This window comes from Epilithonimonas zeae, from assembly GCF_023278365.1.
Classification (GTDB): domain Bacteria; phylum Bacteroidota; class Bacteroidia; order Flavobacteriales; family Weeksellaceae; genus Epilithonimonas; species Epilithonimonas zeae_A.
The window spans coordinates 2,662,384-2,688,532 of record NZ_CP075338.1 but is presented as its reverse complement, the minus strand read 5'-3'; the positions used below and the strand labels follow the sequence as shown (position 1 = coordinate 2,688,532).

26 protein-coding genes and 1 pseudogene are annotated in these 26,149 nt (G+C 33.0%); 5 read left to right on the top strand and 22 right to left on the bottom strand.

The window, feature by feature from the left end; translation table 11 throughout:
- Nucleotides 1-74 precede the first annotated feature (74 nt).
- The gene (locus KI430_RS12080) at nt 75-851 is read left to right on the top strand and encodes a class I SAM-dependent methyltransferase (protein ID WP_248875121.1); all 777 of its coding nucleotides are present in this window, start codon (nt 75-77) and stop codon (nt 849-851) included.
- Between the two features lie 40 nt (nt 852-891).
- Here the strand turns inward: KI430_RS12080 and KI430_RS12075 are convergent, their stop codons facing one another.
- From KI430_RS12075 to KI430_RS12065, 3 genes are read right to left on the bottom strand one after another with little or no spacing between them, the layout of a single operon-like run.
- Complete coding sequence (locus KI430_RS12075; RefSeq protein ID WP_248875120.1) at nt 892-1,911, bottom strand: glycosyltransferase; 1,020 nt, start codon at nt 1,909-1,911, stop codon at nt 892-894.
- Nucleotides 1,912-1,916: 5 nt separating this feature from the next.
- Nucleotides 1,917-2,906 (bottom strand): glycosyltransferase family 2 protein, encoded by a 990-nt coding sequence (locus tag KI430_RS12070; protein WP_248875119.1) that lies wholly within the window; start codon nt 2,904-2,906, stop codon nt 1,917-1,919.
- Nucleotides 2,907-2,915: 9 nt separating this feature from the next.
- On the bottom strand, nt 2,916-3,443 hold the full coding sequence (locus KI430_RS12065) for an acyltransferase (protein ID WP_248875118.1): 528 nt from the start codon (nt 3,441-3,443) through the stop codon (nt 2,916-2,918).
- Nucleotides 3,444-3,528: 85 nt separating this feature from the next.
- Between KI430_RS12065 and KI430_RS12060 the strand changes: the two genes are divergently transcribed.
- Nucleotides 3,529-4,524 carry a glycosyltransferase family 2 protein gene (locus tag KI430_RS12060; protein ID WP_248875117.1) on the top strand — a complete coding sequence of 332 codons (996 nt, stop codon included), beginning with the start codon at nt 3,529-3,531 and terminating at the stop codon, nt 4,522-4,524.
- Here the strand turns inward: KI430_RS12060 and KI430_RS12055 are convergent, their stop codons facing one another.
- From KI430_RS12055 to KI430_RS12005, 11 genes are read right to left on the bottom strand one after another with little or no spacing between them, the layout of a single operon-like run.
- The gene (locus KI430_RS12055) at nt 4,525-5,622 is read right to left on the bottom strand and encodes a glycosyltransferase family 4 protein (protein ID WP_248875116.1); all 1,098 of its coding nucleotides are present in this window, start codon (nt 5,620-5,622) and stop codon (nt 4,525-4,527) included.
- Nucleotide 5,623: 1 nt separating this feature from the next.
- The gene (locus tag KI430_RS12050) at nt 5,624-6,910 is read right to left on the bottom strand and encodes a nucleotide sugar dehydrogenase (protein ID WP_248875115.1); all 1,287 of its coding nucleotides are present in this window, start codon (nt 6,908-6,910) and stop codon (nt 5,624-5,626) included.
- Nucleotides 6,911-6,914: 4 nt separating this feature from the next.
- Nucleotides 6,915-7,910: an SDR family oxidoreductase gene (locus KI430_RS12045; protein WP_248875114.1), complete on the bottom strand. Its 996-nt coding sequence runs from the start codon at nt 7,908-7,910 to the stop codon at nt 6,915-6,917.
- A gap of 3 nt (nt 7,911-7,913) precedes the next feature.
- Entirely contained in the window at nt 7,914-8,594 is a 681-nt protein-coding gene (locus KI430_RS12040; protein WP_248875113.1) for an NAD-dependent epimerase/dehydratase family protein, read from the bottom strand.
- Nucleotides 8,591-9,646 (bottom strand): acyltransferase family protein, encoded by a 1,056-nt coding sequence (locus KI430_RS12035; RefSeq protein ID WP_248875112.1) that lies wholly within the window; start codon nt 9,644-9,646, stop codon nt 8,591-8,593. Before KI430_RS12035 ends, KI430_RS12040 begins: the two co-directional genes overlap by 4 nt.
- Nucleotides 9,647-9,648: 2 nt before the next feature.
- Nucleotides 9,649-10,710, bottom strand: coding sequence for a hypothetical protein (locus tag KI430_RS12030; RefSeq protein ID WP_248875111.1), 1,062 nt, complete (start codon nt 10,708-10,710; stop codon nt 9,649-9,651).
- Between the two features lie 5 nt (nt 10,711-10,715).
- Nucleotides 10,716-12,161, bottom strand: a complete 1,446-nt coding sequence (locus KI430_RS12025; protein ID WP_248875110.1) for an MBOAT family O-acyltransferase — start codon at nt 12,159-12,161, stop codon at nt 10,716-10,718.
- Nucleotides 12,162-12,165: 4 nt separating this feature from the next.
- Entirely contained in the window at nt 12,166-13,056 is an 891-nt protein-coding gene (locus tag KI430_RS12020; RefSeq protein WP_248875109.1) for a hypothetical protein, read from the bottom strand.
- 11 nt (nt 13,057-13,067) lie between these two features.
- On the bottom strand, nt 13,068-14,147 hold the full coding sequence (locus KI430_RS12015; RefSeq protein ID WP_248875108.1) for a glycosyltransferase: 1,080 nt from the start codon (nt 14,145-14,147) through the stop codon (nt 13,068-13,070).
- A 2-nt stretch (nt 14,148-14,149) separates the two neighbouring features.
- Entirely contained in the window at nt 14,150-14,782 is a 633-nt protein-coding gene (locus KI430_RS12010) for an acetyltransferase (RefSeq protein WP_248875107.1), read from the bottom strand.
- Nucleotides 14,783-14,786: 4 nt separating this feature from the next.
- Nucleotides 14,787-15,872 carry a DegT/DnrJ/EryC1/StrS family aminotransferase gene (locus tag KI430_RS12005; protein ID WP_248875106.1) on the bottom strand — a complete coding sequence of 362 codons (1,086 nt, stop codon included), beginning with the start codon at nt 15,870-15,872 and terminating at the stop codon, nt 14,787-14,789.
- 119 nt (nt 15,873-15,991) lie between these two features.
- On the opposite strand from KI430_RS12005, the gene KI430_RS12000 reads away from it, so the two are divergent.
- The 3 genes from KI430_RS12000 to KI430_RS11990 are packed head-to-tail and all read left to right on the top strand — an operon-like array spanning nt 15,992 to nt 18,854.
- Entirely contained in the window at nt 15,992-16,996 is a 1,005-nt protein-coding gene (locus KI430_RS12000) for a hypothetical protein (RefSeq protein WP_248875105.1), read from the top strand.
- Entirely contained in the window at nt 16,996-17,847 is an 852-nt protein-coding gene (locus tag KI430_RS11995) for a glycosyltransferase family A protein (protein ID WP_248875104.1), read from the top strand. Before KI430_RS12000 ends, KI430_RS11995 begins: the two co-directional genes overlap by 1 nt.
- Entirely contained in the window at nt 17,847-18,854 is a 1,008-nt protein-coding gene (locus KI430_RS11990) for a glycosyltransferase family 2 protein (protein WP_248875102.1), read from the top strand. The genes KI430_RS11995 and KI430_RS11990 overlap by 1 nt, the downstream gene beginning before the upstream one ends.
- Here KI430_RS11990 and KI430_RS11985 read toward each other — a convergent pair.
- The 8 genes and pseudogenes from KI430_RS11985 to rfbA form a co-directional block, all read right to left on the bottom strand.
- Nucleotides 18,851-19,669 carry a glycosyltransferase family 2 protein gene (locus KI430_RS11985; protein WP_248875100.1) on the bottom strand — a complete coding sequence of 273 codons (819 nt, stop codon included), beginning with the start codon at nt 19,667-19,669 and terminating at the stop codon, nt 18,851-18,853. The two genes, KI430_RS11990 and KI430_RS11985, sit on opposite strands and share 4 nt — an antisense overlap.
- Before the next feature lie 57 nt (nt 19,670-19,726).
- Nucleotides 19,727-20,800, bottom strand: coding sequence for a GDP-mannose 4,6-dehydratase (gene gmd / locus KI430_RS11980; protein ID WP_248875098.1), 1,074 nt, complete (start codon nt 20,798-20,800; stop codon nt 19,727-19,729).
- Nucleotides 20,801-21,736 (bottom strand): GDP-L-fucose synthase family protein, encoded by a 936-nt coding sequence (locus tag KI430_RS11975; protein ID WP_248875096.1) that lies wholly within the window; start codon nt 21,734-21,736, stop codon nt 20,801-20,803.
- Nucleotides 21,736-22,557, bottom strand: coding sequence for a hypothetical protein (locus tag KI430_RS11970; RefSeq protein WP_248875095.1), 822 nt, complete (start codon nt 22,555-22,557; stop codon nt 21,736-21,738). Before KI430_RS11970 ends, KI430_RS11975 begins: the two co-directional genes overlap by 1 nt.
- A gap of 3 nt (nt 22,558-22,560) precedes the next feature.
- On the bottom strand, nt 22,561-23,814 hold the full coding sequence (locus tag KI430_RS11965; protein ID WP_248875092.1) for an ABC transporter ATP-binding protein: 1,254 nt from the start codon (nt 23,812-23,814) through the stop codon (nt 22,561-22,563).
- Between the two features lie 2 nt (nt 23,815-23,816).
- Nucleotides 23,817-23,972: pseudogene (locus KI430_RS18130) on the bottom strand (DapH/DapD/GlmU-related protein); the annotation flags it as partial.
- 440 nt (nt 23,973-24,412) lie between these two features.
- Nucleotides 24,413-25,264 carry an ABC transporter permease gene (locus KI430_RS11955; protein WP_248875091.1) on the bottom strand — a complete coding sequence of 284 codons (852 nt, stop codon included), beginning with the start codon at nt 25,262-25,264 and terminating at the stop codon, nt 24,413-24,415.
- A 17-nt stretch (nt 25,265-25,281) separates the two neighbouring features.
- Nucleotides 25,282-26,142 (bottom strand): glucose-1-phosphate thymidylyltransferase RfbA, encoded by an 861-nt coding sequence (rfbA, locus tag KI430_RS11950; RefSeq protein WP_248875089.1) that lies wholly within the window; start codon nt 26,140-26,142, stop codon nt 25,282-25,284.
- Nucleotides 26,143-26,149 lie beyond the last annotated feature (7 nt).

Sequence of the window (26,149 nt, the reverse complement as noted above, 5' to 3'; positions counted from 1 at the left end):
AATAATTCTAAAAAAACAAATATAAAGATTGTTTGTGCAATTCTTTTGTATTTTTGCATTTCAAAACATAATTTATGAATAAAATCTCTGAGATTGCTTCAACATTTTTTGCATATCTAAAACGTCCGGATTTATACCCGGAGTTAAGAAGAAAGATTTGGAAAAACATCTTTAACCGTTCTTCCGGTTTGAGAGGAAAAGAAGAAGCAGAGAAATGGTGTGCATCCATTGCAATTTCTGAAAAAGATTTTATAGAGAAAGTTCTTAACACGACTTTTATTCCTTTTGAAAAACTATTTCCACAGGAGTTTGCAGAAGCATTGCAAATCCAGGCAAAAGCGCCAGTTAAATTAGGTGGAGCAGGATCTTTAAGTGTTATTTATTATATCAATGAATATACGAATGCTCAAAAAACAGTGGAAACAGGTGTGGCCTATGGCTGGTCATCTTTCGCTGCTTTGGCTTCATTGGTTCATAGAAACGGAACGCTTTACAGTTCGGATATGCCTTATCTTCTGCAAAACCAGAGTGAGGATTTCGTAGGTTGTGTAATTCCTCAGAAATATAGAAATAACTGGGATCTCTATCGTTATGCAGATAAGGAATCTTTACCGAAGATTTTCGGTAAAGCAAATTCTTTTGATGTTGTGCATTATGACAGTGATAAATCTTATGATGGCAGAATCTGGGCTTATAATTTATTACTAAGTAAAGTTAGAAAAAATGGAATCTTTATGAGTGATGATATCGGAGACAACGCAGCATTCAAAGATTTCTGTGAAACAAAAGGACTTAAACCGTATGTTGTAGAATTTGATGGAAAATATGCAGGTCTTATTATAAAAGATTAATCTAAAATATAAAACTCCGAAAATTACTTTCGGAGTTTTTTTATTCAGTTTTGCAACCCATATTTTCATACTGTTTCCGGAACTGATCCGCCCATTTTTGGAATTCTGTAAAATTGATTTTTTCAGAAACGAATCTCTTGAAATAGTCCAGAGAAAAATCTTTTGGAAAATTTTCCATAGCATCAAATTCACCTCTCAGCCAAGCTTCATTAATCAAATGATTGAATCTGTTGACATCGAAATCAAAACCATACTCGTGGTAAGAATTGGTTGCTGATGATTGGAAAGTTGTTTTCATCGATTCTGTTTTCAGCCTTGAAATAAAATTAGGATTGTTTTTATTCTTTTTGTAGAACAAAGATGCATTGATAAGCTGTCTTTTCTCATCAACTTTTCCGTCCATCCCTTCCCAGATTTTAAGCCAATAATTTTTGTTGAAGAATCCCATCAATATAGAATTGATTGCCCAATATTTCCCTTGAGAATAATGATTTACTTTCCCTAATTTGTAAAGAATAGTGTAAAATTTATATTGATTATAGAAGAAAGCTTCCATTAGTATTTTTGGAAAGAAAAGAAGATCTTTTGGTTTTGCTGACTCCAGATTCTCAGAGATGGAATCAATTATCAAATCTTTTCTCTCAGATTCATTTCCTAGCCAGCCAAGCTTTATCAGATTAATGTCTAAAATTTTAGCTTGATTTGATAACTCATTGATATTAATAGGATTGGTAAACCAAACATCATCCTCTGTTACAATTACATATTCTGATGCATTTTTAACATTCTTGTACCAGAATTTGGTGGGAATTTCGAATCCGTTAACTGCTTTTCCAGATATCAGATTTTCGTCAATCGCTTTAATTTTTTTTTCATAATTATCAGAAAGAAGAATATCAACATTCAAGTGCTTTTTTCTGATCTTGTCCAGATATTGTTTAGGGGTTCCATCATCCAAAATTTTAATCCTGAAATCTCCCGAAATATATTGATTAATAGAAGAAATACATCTGTCCAGATAAAAGGGACGATTAAAAGATTTGATAAAAATATCTGTCATAAGATTTATTGTATTGATTCCGATGATCCCAGCTTATTGATCAATTTAGAATATTTATAGAATGCAGATTCACCCAAAGCAAGAAGAAAATTATTTTTTAAATAGAAAAAATCAGAACTGTATAGCGCTTTATATTTCGCCATCAGCTTTTGGAATCCTACGTAATCATAATACTTTTTTGAAACATTGATGGCTTTTACAAACAATTGTTTTGAAGGATTCTTGTAAATGTTCAAAAAGTCATTCGGTTCAAAAGAATCATAAGAATCTTTGCCCTTTCTCAATCGTTCTTCATAAAAAACTTTAGATTGATTAATAAAAAGATTTTTGATCACTTTATCCTGTTCTCTGGAGAGAGAGTTTTGAAGAATCCTATATTCCAGTAGACATTCATCCAGATTTGCCATTTTCAAGTCGTCCGTCATAATCCTGAAATAAAAATCGTAATCTTCACAATAGCGCATTTTCTCTCTGTAAAAATCGCGATAAAATTCTTTCCTGAACATAATTACGGGATGATATAAAGAGATTTTTTTTGGCATTGCTTGTTTTATTCCTTCATTATTAAGAGGTGCTCGCATCTCGCCCAAATCTTTGTTGTTTTCATCCACTCTTTTGAGAGCAGCTCCAACAATAAAGATTTCAGGATTATTTTCCAAAAAATCATATTGCAACTGGAAACGATCTTTTCTGGAAATATCATCGTGGTCTATTCTTGCAATATATTTTCCTTTAGCGTCTCTACAACCCGTATTAAGATTCTTAATGAAGCCAGCCGGTCCAATGTTTTTTTCGTTTCGGAAAGCTTGGATTCTGGAATCTTTGTCAGCATAAGTTTTTATAATCTCAGGTGTTTTGTCCGTAGAAGCATCATCAATAATAATGAATTCGAAATCCTGAAATGTCTGATCCAAAATAGCCTCAATACTCTGAGCTAAAAAATTGCTGCCATTATATACGGACATTACAACGGAAATCTTGGGTGATTGATCCATACAAATTAATTAAGAAAATATCTGATTTAGTTTGAGAACAGTCCCCTCGGGAACGTCCTTATGGACAAGACAATTGGCACCAATAATACAATTGTCACCTATTGTAACGCCCTTCAAGACCGTGACATTGCTTCCCAGCCAACAATTTTTCCCAATTTTTATGGGAGAAGATGTGAATTTGCGATGTTCAACAGTTTTTTCGTTATATTCGTGGTTGTGGTCGTAAAGTTTCACACCTTCGCCAAACAAAGTGTTTTCCCCGATTTCTATTTTTTCGATAGCATTAATAGAACAATAATTATTCATAAAGACATTCTTTTCCAGAATAACTGTTGCGTTTTCTCCCAATACAAAATTGCAATAATTTCTAAGATTAACCCGATTGTTAATCAACAAAGAAGCAGACGGATGAATAGAAAAATGAGAATAATTCCCAATTTTAAATACATCTCCAATTTTGGAATTTTTGTTTTTCCGAATGACGTTAAGAGAATTCTCTTTCAGTATTTTAAAAATAATTTTGGAAAATAAACCCATTGTGTTTCTATTAATGCAAAGATACTCTTATGCCAGATTTTTATTTCTATTTTTGCCTAAATTTAATAAAATTAAAATACACCTGATGAGTCCGCTTATTACAATCGTAATTCCTGTCTATAAAGTTGAACAATTCATTGAAAGATGTTTGCAGTCGGTTGTTAATCAAACCTACAAAAATATCGAATGCATCTTGGTGAATGATCTAACACCAGATTCATCTATGGAAATTGCAGAGAGATTTATTCAGAAAAATCCGGATTTTAATTTTATCATTTTCAATCAGCCAACCAACCAAGGTTTATCTATGGCTAGAAATGCAGGAATAGATCTGGCAAAAGGAAAGTATATTTATTTTCTGGATAGTGATGACGAGATCACAGATTATGCGATTGAACATCTTGTAAAGCTTGCAGAAGAAACCAATGCAGAAATGGTTTTAGGACAAAGTGTCTGCATCAATGAAGAAGAAAACTGGAGACGAAATTATTTTCCTATTAATTCTAAAAAAGATATTCTGGAAGGTAACAAAGAAATAGTCTGGTATTTTGTGAAAGGACAATATCCTGTAATGGCTTGCGATAAGCTTGTGAGAATGGATTTTATAGTGAAACATCAATTGTATTTTGTGAAAGATCTCTTTTCTCAAGATGTTCTTTGGAGTTTTCAAAGTATGCTGAAGTTTGAAAAAATTGCGTTTCTTAGAGAGAATACTTATCTATATTATTTCCACGGCGCTTCAATTATTCATAATAGGGGAGAGAAGCATTTTGGGAATTGGATTACGATTGCGTTTTATATGGACAAGGCTTATCGTGAAGAAAAAGATTCTTACAAGAAAAAACTGATTCTTGAATATCTGGTTGACTTCAAAGGAATGACTCTCGAAATGAACTGGAAAGCACAGAAAAATGAGCAACTTTGGAAAAGAAGCTATATAGCTTATAACCAAATGAAATCTTTGAGCCTTACAGATTATCTTTCTTCAGCCTATTCTAAAAAACTAAAAAAGCAGGACTTATTTTACCGTCTGCCTTTGTTTGTGGGATATAAATTTTTCCGATGGAGATTTGATCGATAATCAAAAAGAATCTATGATCTTTTGGACGACATCTGTATGATGTTTCGCTGTGAAATTTTCTTTTATAAACTCTCTCCCATTTTCACCGAAAGTTTTCAGCTTATTTCTGTTCTCAAGAAGATCAAGGATTTTATCGGCCATAGCTTTATAATCATGTTCTTCAACTAGAAAGCCACTTTCGTTATCCTTTACAACATCAACAATTCCGGCATGTTTTGTTGAAACTACCGGTATACCTGCTGCAGAAGCTTCTATTATAACCACGGGAGTTCCTTCTGAGTCTCCATTTTTAGCTGTTACAGAATGCTGGAGAAAAATTGCAGCTTCTTCAAAGAGTTCAAGTTGTTTAGTCTGATTAATTGATCCTATGAAGTTAATTTTATCAGATATTTTAAGATCTCTTGCTAATGTTTTGGCTTCTTCCCAAAGATCACCAACACCAACAAAATTGAGACGAATGTGGTTGTATTTTTCATTTACAATCTTGAATGCCCTGATGGTATCTAATGGAGATTTTATATCAACAAATCTGCCCATTGCCAGTAAATTATTGGAGTGATAATCTGGTTTAACATCAAAGAAAAAAGGCTTGGCGCCGATTGGAGAATAAATGATATTTTTAAACTTATATTTTCTAAGTTTTGGAATCATATCCTTTGAAACGGGAATAATGTAAGATTGCTTATAATTAGCAAGCATTCTATATTTTTTATCATAAAGATCAAGATAGTCCTTCCTGTTGATTTCGTGTCCTAAAACATTCGTGATAAGAGGTAAGTTAAGTGATTGACAGACCTCAACCACACTTGCACCCGTCGTTAAGAATTCTGCAATTACAAAATCTATTTTTCTTTTTTTTAGATATCTCTTTAAAATTAGTTTATATAAATTTTGAAGTAATCTGTCATTTTTAAAAGATAGAATAGTCAATAGATATCGAATAAATCTTTGCCTTTTGCGAGAAGTTCCTTCAGGAAAAAAAGGAATATCATTACCAAAAAATCTCTCAATGTTAGGGATGTTATTCATATAACTTTCGCTAAATACCCCCATTGGGTTATGTCTGCCTGGCGTTAAAAAGGCAATCTTTGGATTCATTCTACAACCTTTTAATGCTTTTTTCTTTTTCTAATATACCCTTCACATCATAGATAATTCCTTTTTCTGAGAGTAGATTTTTGATGTTGAGATCTTTAAATTCTTTATGGGAAACAGCTAAAACAACTGCATCATATTTTTTGAAAGGTGGTTTTGTTGAGGTTTCCAAACCATATTCATGCTTTACTTCCTCCGGATTAGCCCACGGATCATAGATAGCAACATTGATTCCGTAATCCTCAAGATTTTTGACAACATCCACGACCTTCGTGTTTCTAACATCAGGACAATTTTCTTTGAAGGTAAATCCTAAGACCAAAACATCAGAACCATTAACTTTTAGATCCTGTCTTAGCATTTGTTTTACCGTTTCGCTTGCAACGTATTGTCCCATAGAATCATTCATTCTTCTGCCGGCCAAAATAATTTCTGGATGATAACCAAATTCCTGAGCTTTTTGTGCCAGATAATAAGGATCAACACCAATACAGTGCCCACCAACTAAACCTGGTTTGAATGGTAAGAAATTCCATTTTGTACCTGCGGCTGTTAAGACATCATGTGTATCTATTCCCATCAGGTTAAAAATCTTGGCTAACTCATTAACAAATGCAATGTTGATGTCTCTTTGAGAGTTTTCTATGACTTTTGCTGCTTCTGCAACTTTAATCGTTGGAGCCAAATGGGTTCCTGCAATAATCACCGATTTGTAAAGATCATCTACGATTTTTCCGATTTCAGGAGTAGATCCAGCCGTTACTTTCAATATTTTTTCAACGGTATGAAGTTTATCGCCAGGATTGATTCTTTCCGGTGAATAACCAGCAAAAAAATCAACATTGAATTTCAATCCCGAATTTTTTTCCAAAACAGGAATGCATTCTTCCTCTGTAACTCCAGGATAAACAGTGGATTCATAGATTACAATGTCTCCTTTTTTTAGAACTTTAGCTACAGTTTCGCTCGCTTTATAGAGCGGTGTAAGATCAGGGCGATTGTTTTTATCAACAGGTGTTGGAACGGTTACCACATAAATGTTAGAATCAGCAATATCTCCAAATTTATTGGAACAGAACAATCCTGTTTCTCCAAAATTTGGATTGTTTGGAACCAAGGCAGATTTCAGCAAATCATCTTCAACTTCTAGGGTGTCGTCTTTTCCAGCGTTTAGGTCTGCAATTCTTTTTTCATTAATATCAAATCCTACAACAGGATATTTTGTAGAGAATAATCTTGCTAAAGGAAGGCCTACATAACCAAGACCTATTATTGTAATTTTATGATTCATTGTTTTATTTAAGATTGTTCCAGTACCATTTTACAGCTTCTTTCAAGCCTTCTTTCATAGAGTGTTTTGGCTGATATTCTAATAAATTTTTTGCTTTGTCGATACTCGCAAGAGAATGTGGAACATCACCTTTTCTGTAATCACCGTAGATAACTTCTATTTCTGCAATTTTAGGGTCAAAATCGGATAGGTATTGTTTCAGATTACTTACGAGATCATTTAGAGTGGTTCGTTCTCCGAAAGCTGTATTGTAAACCTGATTTACAGATTCTGAGTTTTCGGACGTTAATGCTAAAAGATTCATCAAAATAACATTGTCGATGTAAGTAAAATCTCTTGAGTATTCTCCACCGCCGTTGATAACTGGAGATTCGTGATTCATCAATTGCATTACGAATTTTGGAATAACTGCTGCATAAGCGCCGTTTGGATTTTGTTTCCTTCCAAATACATTGAAATATCTCAAACCGATGGTGTCAAAATCGTATGTTCTTTTGAAAACATCAGCATATAACTCGTTAACATATTTTGTAATCGCATATGGAGAAAGTGGTTTTCCGATTTTATCTTCAATTTTTGGAAGGCTTTCAGAATCACCATAAGTAGATGAACTTGCAGCATAAACAAATCTTTTAACATTGGCATCTCTGGCTGCTACAAGCATATTCAAAAATCCACCTACATTTACATCGTTACTTGTAATTGGATCATTGATTGATCTTGGAACAGAACCAAGCGCCGCTTCGTGCAATACAAAATCCTGGTTTTCACAAGCTTTTTTACAATCTTCCAAATTGCGAATATCGCCTTCGATTAATTTGAATTTCGGATGGTCTTTTATGGATTCCAGATTTTCTCTGAAACCTGTGGAGAAGTTGTCAAGGCAAGTTACATTTGCGTCGAGGTTTATAAGTTCTTCACAAAGATTAGAACCAATAAAACCAGCTCCGCCTGTGACTAAAATATTTTTACTACTAAGTTTATCTTTAAAATCGTTCATAGTTTAAGAGTAATATTTCTCTAATATTCGACAAAGATATGATTCTTTGTCTGTCAATCCATTCTCCTGAAAATAATTCTCTACATCGGGAACATTGATATCATATCCTGAACCACTTTTAATGAGATTCATATTTAATTTTTTATCATAAAAACGTTCAATAATTTCTAAAATCTCAATAATTCTATAATTCTGAATGTAAGCTACATTAATGATTTTATTTAAATCAGATTTTTCAATTAATTGAAAAGTAATATTCTTAATATCCTCTGCATCGACTAAATTTCTGGTTGCTTTTGTATGGACATTAATGGTTTCATTGTTGTTGATTGAACGGATAAGATAATTCATCAGCAAATTAGGATTACCACCATTCCCAACAGCATTACTTACCCTAAGAATCAGATATTTTTCGCAGGAATTTTTGATTAATTGTTCCATTTTCAGTTTGTGAAGAACATAATCACTACCTGTTTTAGAAGAGTCATAAACGCTGCAAGTAGAAAAATACACGAATAATTGACCAGGATTTTCTGATATTGTTTTTTTTATAAGATTTTCTTCTCTCAGAAATTCTTCAGAACTAGTTTCTAAAGAATTAGAAACACCAGAAGCAAAAAAAACAGTGTCATTTCTGTCATTTTCTATAAATAAAGATGCTAAAAGTCCTCGACCAACAATCATATAAAAAGTGTTTTTATTTTTTTTCTCAATGGATTTTCAAAAAATCTAAATACAAGATGCGAACATACTAGTAAAATGGAAAATCCAATTATAAAATAAATATAAGGATTTTTAAAATTTACAATAGTGTTGATCTTGTTAAGAGCAGTAAATATAGGAAACTGAAGTAAGTACATTGCAAAACTAATATCACCTAAATACACCAATTTTTTGTTTTTAAATATTCTAGCAATATAACCATTATTCAAGGAAAGAGCTATAATTACCAGTGCAAAATTAATCGATAATAAACCATTTTGGAGCAAAAGATTATGAAATTTAATTATACAAAATGTAGTCAGAAAAATGAGCAGGATAATAATGAAGTCATAATTTTTCTGGCGGTATTTTTTTGTTTTATATATCAAACCAGCTAAACAACCAATCAAAAAACTACTGAAATTAAAAACAGGGTTGTAAAACAAAAAATTCTTATGAGCTGGTTTTGAAAAGTCAAAGTAATCAGATCTATAATATAGATTAAGAACCACTTGCATAGTAATCCAAAATATAATACATGTAATGATTACAGTTCTTATGCTTACTTTTCTTATGAAGCAGTTGAATAAAAATGGAAAGCAAACGTAAAAAAATAATTCGACAGATATAGACCAGGAAGGGATGTTGAAACTAAGTGCATAATTGGGAGACCAAGCTTGTAATAATAAAAGATTTAACATAAATCCCTCAGTATCAAATTTGTAATAGCTTAAATAATTAATACTAGATAAGATACTCACAAAAATTGTAAGAAATAATGCTAATACATGAGTCGGGTATATCCTGGAAAGTCTATTGATGATATAGTTTTTAAAATCAATTCTTTCGAGATCAGAATAAGCAATCATCATAACATAACCCGACAAAACAAAAAAATAACTTACTCCCAAATGAAGATGGTCTCTAATGATTTTAGCTGAATCTGGTATATCGGTAAAAAGTTCAGCACCGTAATGAAGGAAAACAATGAGAAAAGCCGCAATAAATCTTGTAAAGGTTAATTGTGATATCATTATTAGTTTGTACGTTCTTCTTCTTCTTCTTCAATTTTTTTTATTAATTCTTTGGCAATGAGCTCAGACGCTAGCGCATTCCAGTGAGAATCATCATACTGATATAACATTCTATTATCCGTTTTTCTGAAATTATTATAAAATTCAATAGTCGGATAGTAATTGATATTCTTCTGTTTTAGAATATTTCCGATTCTGAAAAGATAATCTGGTTGTTTTTCTAAAGGAACTTTATCAAAATAAACAGTCTCTTTATTTGGCATTGGCAGGTAAATAAATTGACTTCCAATAGAGTCACAATATTTTTTATAAGACTCTAAAGATTTGATATTGATATTCATCCATTTTTGTGAAGGATTGGTGTGTTTTGTATCATAAAAAAATAATTTGTCTTCCACTTTTGACTGGATTCCTGTTCCTCTGCTTTTTGTAATCTTTGCTTTAGCATAATTATTAATATAGCCTCGGGAAATTTTGTCTAGAAAAACACTAGTATTCCCAAGTGTCCAAAGATTATTGTATTTGTATTTTAATTGATTAGAGAAAGAATTGTCAAAATATTCAATTTTAGGAACTTCTCCTCGTTCAACTCGTTGATAAATAATATATTTAGGTTTCTGAATAATGCCTAACTTGAGCAATTTATCAATAATTGAAAAATCTATTGGAGCCATGCCATAGACAGAATAATTGGAGTTTTTTATTAATTGATTGGTAAAAAGCTGAGATTGATTAAGTGTTGCTCCCATTGTATAAGAGTCTCCAATGATAAGAATATCAGGGTTTTTAACAAATTTATCATTTCTGAAACCTAATTCATCAGTAATATAACTTTCGTCTTTTGGAATTTCATACTTGGTATTGAAACAAAGGTCGCCCACTCCGGTCATTTCTCCTTTCTGATTGGCATAGATCGGATAATTGTGAGGAACCACAGTACTTTTGTACATAGGAGATTCATAGAACTTATGTGTAAATGCATAAATCGGTAAAAAACCTTGAGAAATTTCAATGATTAGAAAAGGCGATAAAAATAGAAGTGTTCTAATAATAAACTTTTTCATCTCTTTTAAAATTGAAAATAAATAAACTCTGCCTGCTCACCAGCAAATAACAAGACCAAAGTAGCTAACAAGAAATAAATTATCCATCTTGCAGCGGTCGGTAATTTTGTAAAAGGTCTCCTCAGTGGGTGAAGCTCTTCTCTCATAAACCATTCGAAAATTAACATTATTACTACAAAAATCAAAACTCTCAGATCGCCATTTAGCAGTTTATAAGGATATCCTATTCCAGTTCCGAGCGTAGAAAATAATCTTCCAATATAAGCAAACGCATCTGTAACCGAAGCCGAACGGAAAAATATCCAGGCAAAACAAGCCAGGGAGAACGTGACAATCAACTGGATGATTTCTCGGAAATTCGGGAATGTTCTTCCCTCTGCCACTATATTCAAATTATTTCTATTGGTTTTCAAAACGATAGAAGGCATTATGAAAAGGGCATTTAGGAAACCCCAGATAATAAATGTCCAATTAGCTCCGTGCCAAAAACCGCTAACAATGAAGATAATAAACGTATTCCGGATTCTCATCCAGTTTCCACCTTTGCTTCCACCTAATGGGATGTACAAATAATCCCGAAACCAAGAAGAAAGTGAAATGTGCCATCTGCGCCAGAATTCTGCAATATCTCTTGAGAAATAAGGATAAGAAAAGTTCCTCAACAAATCGAATCCAAATAATCTTGCCGTTCCTAAAGCAATATCAGAATAGCCGGAAAAATCACCGTAAATCTGAAATGCAAATAGAACAGCTCCAAAAATCAAGGTAACACCTGTATAATTGTGATAATCGTTGAAAATCATATTGGCATAATAAGCACAATTGTCTGCCACAACCATTTTTTTGAAAAGTCCCCAAAGAATCTGCCTCAACCCATCAACTGAATTGCTATAGCTAAAATTTCTCTCTCTCTTAATTTGAGGAAGTAAATGAGTAGCTCTTTCAATAGGACCTGCAACCAAAAGGGGGAAAAAACTGACAAACAATGCATAATCTATCCAAGATTTTTCTGCTTTGATTCTTTCCTTATAAATATCAATAACGTAAGACAACCCGTGGAATGTATAGAAAGAAATCCCAACAGGTAGGATAATCTGTAAAACCCAAGGATTAATTTGAAATCCAAAACCGGCAAATAATTCTGAGAATGATTCTGCAAAGAAATTGTAGTATTTGAAAAATCCTAAAAATCCGAGATTAACACTAACACTCAGCCAGAACCAGAATTTTTTGTAAGACTTTTTCTTAGATTCTTCAATTTTGACACCTGTGTAATAATCCAGAAATGTTGAAAATGCTAATAAAAAAAGAAATCTCCAATCCCAGCAAGCATAGAAATAATAACTTGCAATCATCAGAAGAATATTCTGCTTTCTTCTGGTTTTTGTAAGCCAATATAAAGCAAAAACTATCGGTAAAAATATTGCAAAGCTAAGAGAGTTGAATAGCATCTATTTATATTTTTACATTATAAAATTCTGCGACCGAAGGATGTCCAACGTGCAAGATTACTTCATTACCAAGCCCTTCATTCCCTCTGCAGACACAGAATTCTTTCGGAAGGAAATAAGGATAAACGCCACTTTCCCAAGCCGCTTTCCACATTACAATAGAAGCGCGAGACGGTTCTTTTTCCATAATTTCGCAACACTTCTTGTAGAATAATTTTCCTGCTTCTGATTTTTTTGACAATGTCATTGGCGTAATATTCGAAGTTGTTCCAAAACCTTTACTTTCATCAGTTACAGGAATTGTATCAAGAGATGTTTCGATTTCAAAATTCATACTCCGGGCGGAACTGTTTGGAACACAGAAGCCAAATTTCTCTGTCAGATAAATTAGGCTGTAAACATTGTCATTCAAAACATACATATCAGAATCAATGGAAATTGCAATATCAGCTTCTGATTCCAGCATCCCTTTGAATTTGTAATAATCTGCCAAATGATAAAAATGTCTTTCCATTTTTTTTTTGTCCTGCAGAATAGGTTTTTCTATCTTTTTGAGATGAACACCTTTTATTTTTAAATCAAAATCTGAGTAAGCGGTATATTTTGCATTAGGAAAATATTTTTTCAAAGTGCTGAGACTTGGGTCTAATCTCAATTGATGACTAAGATCGGCACCTCCGGCATTCACTCTTTCTTCATTAAACTCACTGAAGATGAATTCAATTGATAATCCTGATAAAAATTGATTTAGTTTTTCATCTTTGGATTGGAAAGGCGTCAGGTTGTTCAGATTTCTTTCTGGTAAATTTTGTTTTGGCATTTCTTTTTGGGTTTTTTTCTTGCCCAAAAAAACAGCGGTTGCTTCTTTTATTCTCCAAATTAATGTTCCTAACATTCGATGTATTATTAACTAAATAATTTTTTTAAATTCTCAAAAGAAATTTTATTATCCAACTGTTTAAGATAATCTTCTTTAATCCTTTCCGAGAAAGATCTCAAAAGTTTACGATTATCATAAACCATGATAATCGCATTTTTCATTTCTTCAATATCTCTTTTTACAAAAATACCGTTTAAACCGTCCTCTATAATCATTTTTGGAAAACCGATTTTCGTTGAAATGGTTGGGACTTTTGATAAACTGGCTTCAGCGAAAAGAGAAGGACCTGTGTCTGCTTCTGATGCAATTACGATAATATCTATATCACTGTAGAAAGTCAGTAAATCTTTGTATGGGCCAGAAAATTTTGTTTTCAGAGAAACCTTTCTGCCTGTTTTATTGACTTCTTCAATCGCCGGTTCTATCACTTCCCGGAAACCTTTCATAGGACGATTTGGGTTTCCAGTCCAGCCGATTGTCAAGCCTTCTTTTTCTTCGATATTTTTATTTTCTACAAATTCTTCCTGAAGATAAATTCCATTTCCAAACGTGATTTTATCTGTCAGTTCTTTATAATCATTATATAAACCTGAACTACCAACGATAATGCCATCATAAGGTTTCAAATATTTTTCAAAAAACTCTTGGCGTGACAATTTTTTAAGGTCGGTTTTTGTCTTTTCATCAAAGCTTGGACCTTCGTGGGGAAAAGAATCGGTGTAAATTCCTACAAATTTCTTATCTGAAGTAAATGGAAAAACCGACATAAACTGAAAATAGAAAGCACATTCGAAAATCACATCAAAATGTGTTTTTTCTACTTTTTTTCCAGAGTTTACTTCAAAAACCGGCGGTATTTTATATTTTGGATAAGAAAATTTTGATGATGAATCGATAACAAATTTCTTATCACTGTTTTTGACAAGATTAATGAAGTTGGTCATTAGCTTTTCGGAAAAAGAAAAGCTTTTGGCTCTGATGTTAAAATCCTCTTCGAAGGTTACATAACAATCGAATTCTTTCAATCCATCGCCCCAGGTTTTGATGAGGTTATGGTAAGCCCAATCAGGTCTGTCTGCTACAAAAAGTATTGACTTTTTTTTCAAGTCTAAAGTGTTTTTTTGATTTCTGCTGGAACTCCTGCTACCATTGTATTTTCCGGAACGTCATTTCTGACAACTGCTCCGGAGGCTATAACAGAATTATCTCCGATTTTGACATCAGGAAAAATAATAGAGCCAGCTCCAATTTTTACAAACTTTCCAATTTTACATCTTCCCAACAAAGTTGCGCCTGGAGAAATTTCACAAAACTCTCCAATCGTGACATCGTGAGTAATGATAGAATTGTAATAAACAATAGTTCCTCTTCCGATTTTGACATCATTGGAAATTTTCACACCTCCTAAAATGTTGCAGCCTTCATCAATTTCAATTCCGAAACTTCCTATTTCTGCAAAATTGCTAATGGATGATATCAATGTTCCGCCTAGATTTTGGAATTTTTCTGCCAGTTTATATCGTAATTGAGGATTTCCAATTCCTATAACAAATTCAGATGAGGTTTTTTCAAAAAGTTCTTTAGCTTCTTGTTCGCTTTTCAAAACTTTAAATTGATTGTAAAGAAACTCAGGAATATCCGAGGATACATCATCATAGAAGTGCAGATTCTCTGTTTCACCTTTTTGATGAAAAATCTCCATAACTTCTTTAGCGAAACCTTTTGCTCCTACAATCAGCATATTTTTAATTGTTTTGAATTCTTAGCATCAATCTAGAAATCATATCCACTTCCTCCAAAGTCAAATCGACATAAAGCGGAAGACAAAGCACACGTTTTGCAATATCTTCTGTAATTGGCAGATTGCTTTCAGATTTTACATAAGGTAAAGAATTGGCAAGCGAAGGATAAAAATATCGTCTTGTATAGATCTCGTGAAGCTTAAGATGTTCAATGATTTTCAACATAAGTTCTTCGCTTTCAAATATGATGGGGTAATAAGAAAAATTATTTTCAGAATCAGAGTGCCAAATTGGTCTTACAGCTTTCAGATTCTGCAATTTCTCATCATATCTTTCTGTGATTTCTTTTCTTTTTTTATGAATAGAATCGATGTATTTCAGATTTGCTAATCCCATTGCTGCGTGAAATTCAGAATTCTTTCCGTTGAGCCCCAATTCTGCAAAGTTTTCAGGACCATCGAATCCGAAGTTTCTGATGTAAGCTAATTTTTTCAGTAATTCAGGATCTTTAGTAATAATCAATCCGCCTTCTATTGAGTGATAAAGTTTGGTTGCGTGAAGAGAACAAGTGGAAATATCGCCGTATTCAAAAATAGATTTTCCATTGATTTCTACTCCGAAAGCGTGCGCCGCATCATAAATCACTCTCAGGTTATTTTTCTTTGCTATTTCCTCAATCTTCACGACATCGCAAGGATTCCCATAAACGTGAGTTGCCAAAATTGCCGAGGTTTTATCAGTAATTGCAGCTTCAATCTTAGTAGCATCAATATTTAATGAATCCTTATCAATATCGACAAAAACAGGCTGGCAGTTTTCCCAAACAATAGAACTTGTAGTCGCAACAAAAGAAAAAGGTGTTGTGATAATTTCTCCTTTCAGTTCCAACGCTTTGATAGCCATTTGTATAGCAACTGTTCCATTAGTCACAAATAGTAAATGACTGACTTTCAAAAATTCCTTTAGTTTCAGTTCGAGGTCACTGGCAAGCGGACCCATATTGGTAAGCCATTGTCTTTTCCAAATCCCTTCCAAATAATACTGATAAACTTGCTGAGGTGGTAAAAATGGTTTCGTTACTGGAATCATCTAATTTTTTTATTAAGTAATAAATAATCTTAAATAAATAAGAAAATCTCAATTTGTAAAAGTACAAAAAAAGCATAATTTAGCGGAATATATTATCGAAACTGTGTTAAATCTAATTAATGAAGATATTATACGTCAATAAAAATCTTAACCTTTCGAAACCGATTGTAGACCAATTGATCAAAATGGGTTTCGAGGTCGATGTTTTGATAGAATCTTTGCCGCCTGCAATAAAAAAAAATGCATTAACTCACAAAATTGGTAATGTTTTTTCACGATTAATCTTGAAAGACAAGAATTACTTCATCAAAAAAGAAAAACAGATTTTTGAAAAATTCGCTGAAAAAAGACTGAAGAATAAAACGTATGACATCGCTTTTTTCATCAGAGTGGATATGTATTCCGAAAAGCTCATCAAAAGTGTTAGAAAGCAGGCTAAAAAAATGGTCAGTTATCAATGGGACGGCATAGATATGTATCCCAGAGTGCTTGATTATTATAAATATTTTGACAGGAGGCTGGTTTTTGACGGCAACGATATAAGAAAATATTCGCAATACAATCTTCTTCCTTTGCCGATCTATCATTACACAGAAAATATTTTCCACAATCCTGCAAAAGAAGAAATTGACCTTTTTTATATTGGAGTAGGATTGGATGAGCGTATAAATTGGGCATATAATATCGAAAATTATTCTAAAGAAAATGATCTGAAATTCAAGGCTATTTTGACAATTCCGGAATTTAGAGAAGAGAAGAAAACTGAATCTGTCAGCCTTCAGCACAAAGGAATTTCTTTAGCTGAAAATGAAAAATATACAGAGAAAACAAAAGCAGTTGTAGATTTCAAAATGAGTACACATAATGGTGTTGCTTTCCGGTTTTTCGAATGTCTGAATCAGGAGCAGAAATTTGTTTCCAACAATCACAATCTCAAAGATTACGATTTCTATCATCCAGATAATATTTTCATTACAGACTTTGAAGATTTTACCGGATTAAAAGAATTTTTGCAAAAACCATATCATAAAATTGACAGAAAAATTGTCAAAAAATATGGAATTAAAAACTGGTTAAAATATGCTCTGGATTATGGAGATTATGAACCAATAAATCTACCATAATGCAAAAGTTTACCATTTTTACACCTACTTTTAACAGAGCTTATATTCTTTCAAAGCTTTATAATAGTCTTAAAAATCAAACTAATAAAAACTTCATTTGGTCAATTGTAGATGACGGTTCTTCCGATGAAACTAAAACTCTAGTTCAAGAGTTTCAGAATGAAAATCTATTCGAAGTTCAATATACATTTCAGGAAAATAAAGGAAAACATTTTGCGGTCAACAATGGTTTGAGAAATACAAAAACTGAGTTTTTCTGTGTCATTGATAGTGACGATTATCTTGCTGAAAATGCGATTGAAGAAATGGATTCACTTTCTGATAAAATCAAAAGAGACTATCAGATTGCAGGATTTACTTTCATTAGATTTTCTGATAATATTGATTTTGATAAAGAAAAATATGGGAAGAAAGAATGGATCGTTTCCGGAAGAGCGACATATGATTGGGAGTTTCCTGGAGAAATGATCTATTGTTACAAAACCAAAATTCATCAGCAATTTTATTTTCCGGAATTTGAGGGAGAAAAATTCTGTTCAGAGTCTCTGATATACAGAAGAATAGAGCGAAAATATAAAATATTATTTACAGATAAAGTTTTAGCTTTTGGAGATTATCTCCAAGACGGCTTGATGAAAAACTATTATCAATTACTTTTGAAAAATCCCCAAAGTTCTTTACTGAATATCAAAGAACGTTTTCAAGATAAATTGTCTCCGGAAGAAAAACTTAGTCAGGCAAAAACCTATTGGGATATTGCATCCAAAACTAACATATCTTTCCTAGAAAAATTTTTTAGAATAAATCCTTTTCTGATCTTGAAAGTTCTGATCAATAAACACAAAAAATAATGAAAAAAATATCAATTGTCATTCCTTTATACAACGCTGAAAACTATATTGTCAAGTGTTTGGATTCTATCAAAAATCAAACTTACAGGGATTTTGAAGTGATTGTTATCAATGATAAAAGCAAAGACAATTCTTGGAACATCCTGAATGATTATGTTGCTGAAAATCTGAATATTGATTTTAAAATTGTCAATAATGAAGTTAATCTAGGACTAAGTAAAACAAGAAATAGAGGAATGGAATTGGGAACAGGAGATTATATTCTTTTTATGGATAATGACGATATTTTAGGCGACGAGTTTTCTCTTCAGCATTTCATAGATAAAACAGAGAATGACCCTGATATTGTTCTAGGAAAGACACGATTTTTATTAAATGACGCTCCGAAAGAAAGTAATTATCATAAGTTGAAAAATAAAAAAGAAACTTATAGAGATAAGGAAATTCTTGATGGTTTTTTTTCTGGAGAATGGGCGGTTACTGCCTGGAACAAATTGTATAAAACTGATTTTCTAAGAAACAATCATCTTAAATTTTTGGATGACCTTCTTCACGAAGACGAATTGTGGGCATTTGAAACCGCTGTTGCAGCAAAGAAAATTAATTTTTTAGAAGAAGAAACTTACGTTTACTATTCTTTGTCTAATCCCAATTCTATGACTGCAACTGTAGGCTTGAAGAATATCGAGCATTACTTCATTACACTTACGAAAAAGCTGGAAATGTCCAAAGAAAGAGGACTTTACTCTAAATCTAGATTAGCAGAAAACTACCTTAAGAATTTCGCCAATTTTTCAATTTTGAGTAATGTTTGCAAAATGAATTTTGGTATTTTTAAAAGTTTTTACTTGAGAATAGGGAAAGAGTTTGAAAAGAATTTTCCTAAAAAAGATTTGTTCTTACTCAATCCGTTTTTAGCTTATTATCTTTATAAAATGAAGTTTGATAAGGACTTTTTCCTGTACGGTAAATTTCCAAAATATGTCAATCCTCTTTTGAAAATCTAATCGATGTATTTTCTTTCGTAATTTCTTTTTCTATAAATTAAGTTATAGATTTTATCCTTTAAATTTCTCAGCATTGTTCCTGGTTTTCCATTGTAGAATTTGGAATATTCATCAAAGTATTTTGCCATATTCTGGATTTCCTCAGAAACATTTTCGGACAGATATTTTCTTTGTTCTGAGAAACTCAAATCCGTATTGGTATTGCTGATTCCTGTTTTTTCGAAGATGCTGATGAACTCACTGATATACTTTTGAGAAATATTGTGATGAATAAAAATATCCATCATAAAAGTCCAGTCAGAAGCAATTTTATTACCCTCATCATACATCCCATATTTTTCGAAAAGTTCTTTTTTGAAAAAAGCAGACTGATGGCAGATTGGTTCTTTCAAGAGTGATCCAACAGTTATTCTGGATGGGATTCTATATTCATATTTTTTACGGTTTTCCAGTTCGTAATAAGCGTTTCCGTAAACAATATCTTCGCTATTAAAGTGAGGTACTATTTTTTCTAAAATTTCCGGTGAAGAAAAACGGTCACCACTATTCATAAAAATCAAATAATCTCCTTTTGAGTTGGTAATTCCTTTGTTCATTGCGTTATAAATTCCTTTGTCAGGTTCGCTGATCCAGAAATTAATTTGAGAGGAATATGATACTAATAATTCTTTGCTTCCATCATTAGAATTGCCATCAATTATAACAAATTCAAAATTTTTCCAAGTTTGCGAAATGACACTTTTAATTGTCTCTTCCAAACCACATTTGTTGTTATAAGCTACAGTTATGATAGAAATCAGAGGTTGATTTTGCATAGAATTATTATGAATATTTATAGAAACGGAGAGAAAAATCTCCCCGCCATATTGTTTTTACATTATTTTTAAATCCTCCTGCATCATTTCTTTTACAAGACCGGCAAGATCATATTTTGGTTCCCAACCCAATTTTGTCTTTGATTTTGTTGGGTCTCCAATTAATAAATCAACTTCTGTAGGTCTGTAATATTGAGGATCAATTTTCACAACTACTTTACCAATTTCTAATTGATAATCAGGATTATTACATTTTGAAACTTTTGCCACTTCATTTTCATTCTCTCCTTCAAACGCTAATTCTATTCCTGCTTCTGCAAAAGCCATTCTTACAAAATCTCTTACGTAAGTCGTTTTTCCTGTTGCAATGACGTAATCTTCTGCAACATCCTGCTGTAGAATTCTCCACATGGCTTCTACATAGTCTTTCGCGTGTCCCCAGTCTCTCTGAGCATTCAAATTACCTAAGTATAAAACTTCCTGTTTTCCTTTTGCAATTGCTGCAGTGGCCATCGTAATTTTTCTAGTGACGAATGTTTCTCCTCTTCTTGGCGATTCGTGATTGAAAAGTATTCCGTTGCAAGCATACATATTATAGGCTTCACGATAATTTTTAGTAATCCAAAATCCGTAGATTTTCGCTACACCGTAAGGAGATCTTGGATAGAAAGGCGAATTCTCATCATAAAAACCAGCTGCATTTTTATTTTCTTCCAAACCACCATAAAGTTCTGATGTTGAAGCCTGATAGATTTTGGTTTTCTTTTCCAAACCAAGGATACGTACAGCTTCCAGAATTCTCAAAGTTCCTATTCCATCGACATTGGCCACATATTCCGGAGAGTCAAATGATACTTTCACGTGCGACATTGCGCCAAGATTATAAATCTCATCTGGCTGGACTTCCTGAATGATTCTAATGATGTTTGTAGAATCTGTCAAATCGCCGTAATGTAATTTGAAATTCACATTATTTTCGTGCTGATCTACATAAAGATGATCGATTCTCTGAGTATTGAATGAAGATGCTCTTCTTTTGATTCCGTGAACTTTATAGCCTTTTTCTAGAAGGAGCTCTGCTAAATAAGAACCGTCTTGTCCTGTTACGCCTGTTATAAGTGCCGTTTTCATCTATGTAATGCTATTTGTTTTGAATTTTTTTTCATAAACATCTCTGATTCCTTCCTCTAATCCGATTTTTGCTTTCCAGCCAAGGTCATTAATTTTAGTAACATCCATCAATTTTCTAGGTGTTCCATCTGGTTTTGAAGTGTCCCAAACAATATTACCCTCATAACCAACAATTTTCTTTACCAATAAAGCCAAATCCTTAATGCTGATGTCTTCGCCTCTACCCACGTTAACATGTCCGAAATCATCGTAATTCTGCATCAGAAAAATACAGGCTTCCGCAAGATCATCGGAATGTAAAAACTCACGAAGTGGTGTTCCTGTCCCCCAGACTACAACTTCCGGATGATTTTGTTCCTTAGCTTCGTGGAATTTTCTTAACAAAGCAGGCAAAACGTGAGAATTATTTAGATCATAATTATCATTTGGACCATACATATTGGTTGGCATTGCCGAGATAAAATTAGAATCGTATTGACTTCTATAAGCATCACACATTTTGATACCTGCGATTTTTGCAATGGCATAAGGCTCATTGGTTGGTTCCAAAGTTCCTGTTAAAAGAGAATCTTCTTTCAAAGGCTGAGGTGCCATTTTTGGATAAATACAACTTGAACCCAAAAACAATAATTTCTTGACATCGTTCGTATGAGCCTGATGAATCACGTTATTCTGAATCATCATATTGTCATAAAGAAACTCAGCTCTGTAAATATTATTAGCTTGTATTCCGCCCACTTTTGCTGCTGCCAGGAATACATATTCCGGTTTTTCCTGTGCAAATAAATCTGCAGTCTGGTTATAATCTCTCAAATCAACCTCAATAGAAGTTTTTGTGATAAGATTCGTAAAGCCCTGCTTTTCTAGTGCCCTTAGAATGGCGCTTCCCACTAGCCCGCGATGGCCTGCTACATATATTCTGGAATTCTTTTCCATTATTTTTTTATTCTGTGATATGTTCTTTTTAGGAACGATTTTATACTTTTTTCTTCGGTTTTATCAACTCTTCGGGAAGCTTTTACAATTTGATTATCATAATTGCCTTCACTTTCTTCATCTTTGATTGTAATATTTATATTTTTCTGATAATATCTTACAATAATCGACAAAATAGTCTGATCATATCGATGAGAAGCGAATCCCTCATTCTGATTTCCTCTTTCAAAAATCAATGGGTCGGCAACTAAATCGGGTCTGTAAATCATTATATCTAACCAATCTTTTACCAATTGAAAAGTTTCCGGCGTTTTTTTAATAATTGTAAACCCAGCCCAAAGTTTATTTTTTCCTAGCCATTCTTTATCATTTTCAAAAAGATTCTGGAATTGCTCGATTGTTGATTTTTTAGTCCAATATTTCAGTTTCGGATCATCAGTGAGATTTGGATTGAATCTTTTCCAGCCGTAATCCTGATTGTCTCTATATTGGAAAAAAACAGCATCAGAATGAGTCAATTCTTCAAATTGATTTTTCCAGCCGGCAGAATTTTTCAGTTCACTTCCGCAATCCACATAAACTAAAATATCTCCGTTAGACAACCTGGAAAGACTGTCAAAAATGATATAAGCTTTCCAAATCCAATGTCCGCCTTTTTTTTTATCTAAGAAAAGTGGAGAAGACTTCAATGCATATGGCAAATCCGAATATCCGTAACGTTGAGTTTCGTTAAAGGCATTCAGAGATTTTGCTTCTTCAATAATCCTTTTTGATGACTGAAGAAAAGCATTACTTCCGTATGTGATGAATTTCTTTTTCAAAACTTATTTCAAATACAAAATTCCTGCACTGTCTATCTGGAAAACCCAGCCAGTCTGCATTCTTGTTCCTTCGAATTCGATTCTGATCTTATTTTTCAGATCGGTGTACATTTTCTTTCCGGGATCTGCAAGATAGGTGTGCATATATAGATTTCCTTTGTTCATTCCTTCCGGTAGATGAATGGTTTTTTCAACTACAAATTTACCTTTAGGATATTTTTTAACCCCTTCGTAATGCCCTGGTGCATAAAACATCATTGGAATATCAAAGTTATTGAAAAATAAAGATTCCAATTCAAATTCAGCTTCTTCTTTTAATTCGCCTTCAACTCTTATAGTCAATTTATTGTCATCAAAATTCATTGGAACCATCGTTCCATTGATTCCATTAACTGAAAAATGTGAAATGCTTAAATTCGGATCTTTGATATTGAGCACATCCAGAATAGATGAATCTGCAGAGATATTGTCATTAGAATAAAGATTGATACACTCATCGATATTCCCGTCATATCTTATATTTCCTTTTTCTAGAAAAATTCCTTTGTTGCAAAGCTGTTTGATAGAAGCCATATTGTGACTTACAAAAAGAACAGTTCTTCCTTCACCATTACTAACATCTCCCATCTTGCCGAGACATTTTTTCTGAAACTCCAAATCACCAACAGCTAAAACTTCATCAACAATCAAAATCTCTGATTCCAAATGAGCCGCAACAGCAAATGCCAGGCGCACATACATTCCGGAACTGTATCGTTTTACCGGCGTGTCGATATATTTTTCAACTCCGGAAAAATCAACTATTTCGTCAAATTTTCTCGTGATTTCTTTTCTCGTCATTCCAAGAATAGCACCATTTAGGAAAACATTTTCACGACCTGTCATTTCAGGATGAAAGCCTGTTCCTACTTCTAACAATGAAGCGATTCTCCCTTTTGTATATATTTTACCAGTTGTGGGTTTTGTAACTTTACTTAATAATTTTAATAAAGTTGATTTTCCGGCTCCATTTCTTCCTATAATTCCTACAGCATCACCTTGTTCTATTTCGAAATTAATATCTCTGAGAGACCAGACATAATCGCTGCCTCCTTTTATTGTTCTGTCATTAACTTCACCGATTCGTAAATAAGGATCTTCTTTTCCTCTTATTCTATGCCAAAAACGGTTGAGGTCGTGAGATAAAGTTCCTGTTCCCACTTGTCCAAGACGGTATTGTTTCGAAATGTCTTCTGCCTTTATTGCGATAGGTTTCATTCTCTGTGTTTTATAAATTTTGCGGGAACTCCTGCGACGACTGTATTTTCTTCAACATCTTTTGTAACAACACTTCCGGCTGCAATGACTGCTCCATTTCCTATTTTTACACCTGCCATTATTTGTACCGAACATCCAATCCAAACGTCATCTCCAATTTCGACACCATTGTTTTCTTCCTTCCAGGGCTGATCTTGAATGTTAGTCCCCTTTTTATATGTATGGTCAGATCCAATAATGCTTACCTGTTGGGAAATCAGGCATTTTTTTCCAATCTTGATTGTTCCGCCAGCTGCTCTTATATTGTTTTGCTCGCCGATATAAGTATCCTTACCAATAATAAGTTGCGAATTTTTTTTGTCATTTTCATTGGTAACAAAAATAACTGAGTAAGCTCCAATGTAAACATTTTCTCCAATTTGGAAATTGCTTATATCATCATAAGAAATTCTTACGCGATAATCGATATTGCAATTATACTTTTTTTTAAGGTTCTCGACTTTTCTGAAATCTGTAATAATATTATCGAAAGCAGGTTCCAGATAATAATATTTTTTTAATGTTTTGAAAAATTTGATCCAATTCATCATATCCAGATTTATACTGTATCCATAAAGCCTTTTTCAACTTTGTTAAATATCACGGTTCCAATTGCCAGAATAATTAAAATAATAACCGTGCTGATGATCAACATCATTGGGCTGAAATCTCCAACTCCTAACCAAGCATATTTGAAACATTCAAAAATACCGGTTAATGGATTGTAAAATGCAATCGTCTTGAAAATTCCTCTTAAACTAGATGTAGGATAAATTACCGGAGTGGCATACATATACAAACTGACCCCAAAGCTTAAAAGCATTTGAAGATCACGGTATTTAGTCGTTAAAGAAGAGAATATCATTCCTAGTCCCAATGCGAAGATTGCCATTAGAGCAATTAAAAAAGGCGTAGCAAGAATCCACCAATTTGGTTGTACTTCTCCTTGAAACAAATAATAAAAGAAAACGACTAAAAATAATACCATTTGTACGCCTAGCTTCATCAGATTTGAAAAGACTATGGATAGAGGCATTACCAATCTTGGAAAATACACCTTTCCAAATATACTGGCATTAGCCGTAAAAACATTAGATGTTGAGTTAAGGCAAGTAGAAAAATAATTCCATAGAGTTATTCCTGCAAGATAAAACAAAATTTTAGGAGCGCCGTCTGTTGATAACTTAGCAATATTTCCAAATACAACAAGATAAACAATAGTGGTAAAGATAGGGTTGATGAAAAACCAGATCGGACCTAGAATTGTCTGTTTAAAACTAGAAACAAAGTCTCTTTTTACGAACATATAAACCAAATCCTTGTATCGCCAAACTTCTTTTAGATTGAGGTCAAAAAGAGAATGATTCGATTCGATTGTTTCTGTCCATTCTTGTTTATGAGAATCACTCATTTGTGTCTATATTAAGTTTATTTTATAAGGTTTTTCAGATATTCACCATACCCGCTTTTACCATATTTTGCTGCTGTTTCCAGAACTTTTTCTTCATTGATGAATTTATTTCTGAAGGCAATTTCCTCTATACATCCGATTTTGAAACCTTGTCTTTTTTCAATCACACTTACAAATTCTGAAGCATCCTGAAGAGAATCAAAAGTTCCAGTATCTAACCAAGCAGTTCCTCTATCCAAAACGCCTACTTCAAGTTTACCTTTGCTTAAGTAAACATTGTTAACGTCAGTAATTTCTAGTTCACCTCTTGGAGATGGTTGGATGTTTTTTGCAATTTCTACAACATCATTGTCATAAAAATATAATCCAGGAACAGCATAATTAGATTTTGGCTTTAAAGGCTTTTCTTCAATAGACAATGCTTTGAAATCACTATCAAATTCTACAACACCGTATCTTTCAGGATCAGAAACGTGGTAGGCAAAAACAACACCTCCATCTGGATTAGTTTTGTTTTTCAGTAATGTTCCCATTTCGGAACCGTAAAAAATATTATCTCCTAAAACCAAAGCTGCCGCATCATGTCCAATAAACTCATCACCAAGAATGAAAGCTTGTGCCAATCCATCCGGACTTGGTTGCACTTTATATTGAATATTACAACCAATTTGAGAACCATCTCCTAAAAGCTTGATAAATCCTTCTTGATCGTGTGGAGTCGTGATGATTAGAATATCCTTAATTCCTGCCAACAATAATGTTGAAAGCGGATAATAAATCATAGGTTTGTCATAAACAGGCATCAATTGCTTGCTTACAGCGATTGTTAACGGATAAAGTCTTGTTCCGGAACCTCCGGCCAAAATGATTCCTTTCATCTTGAAA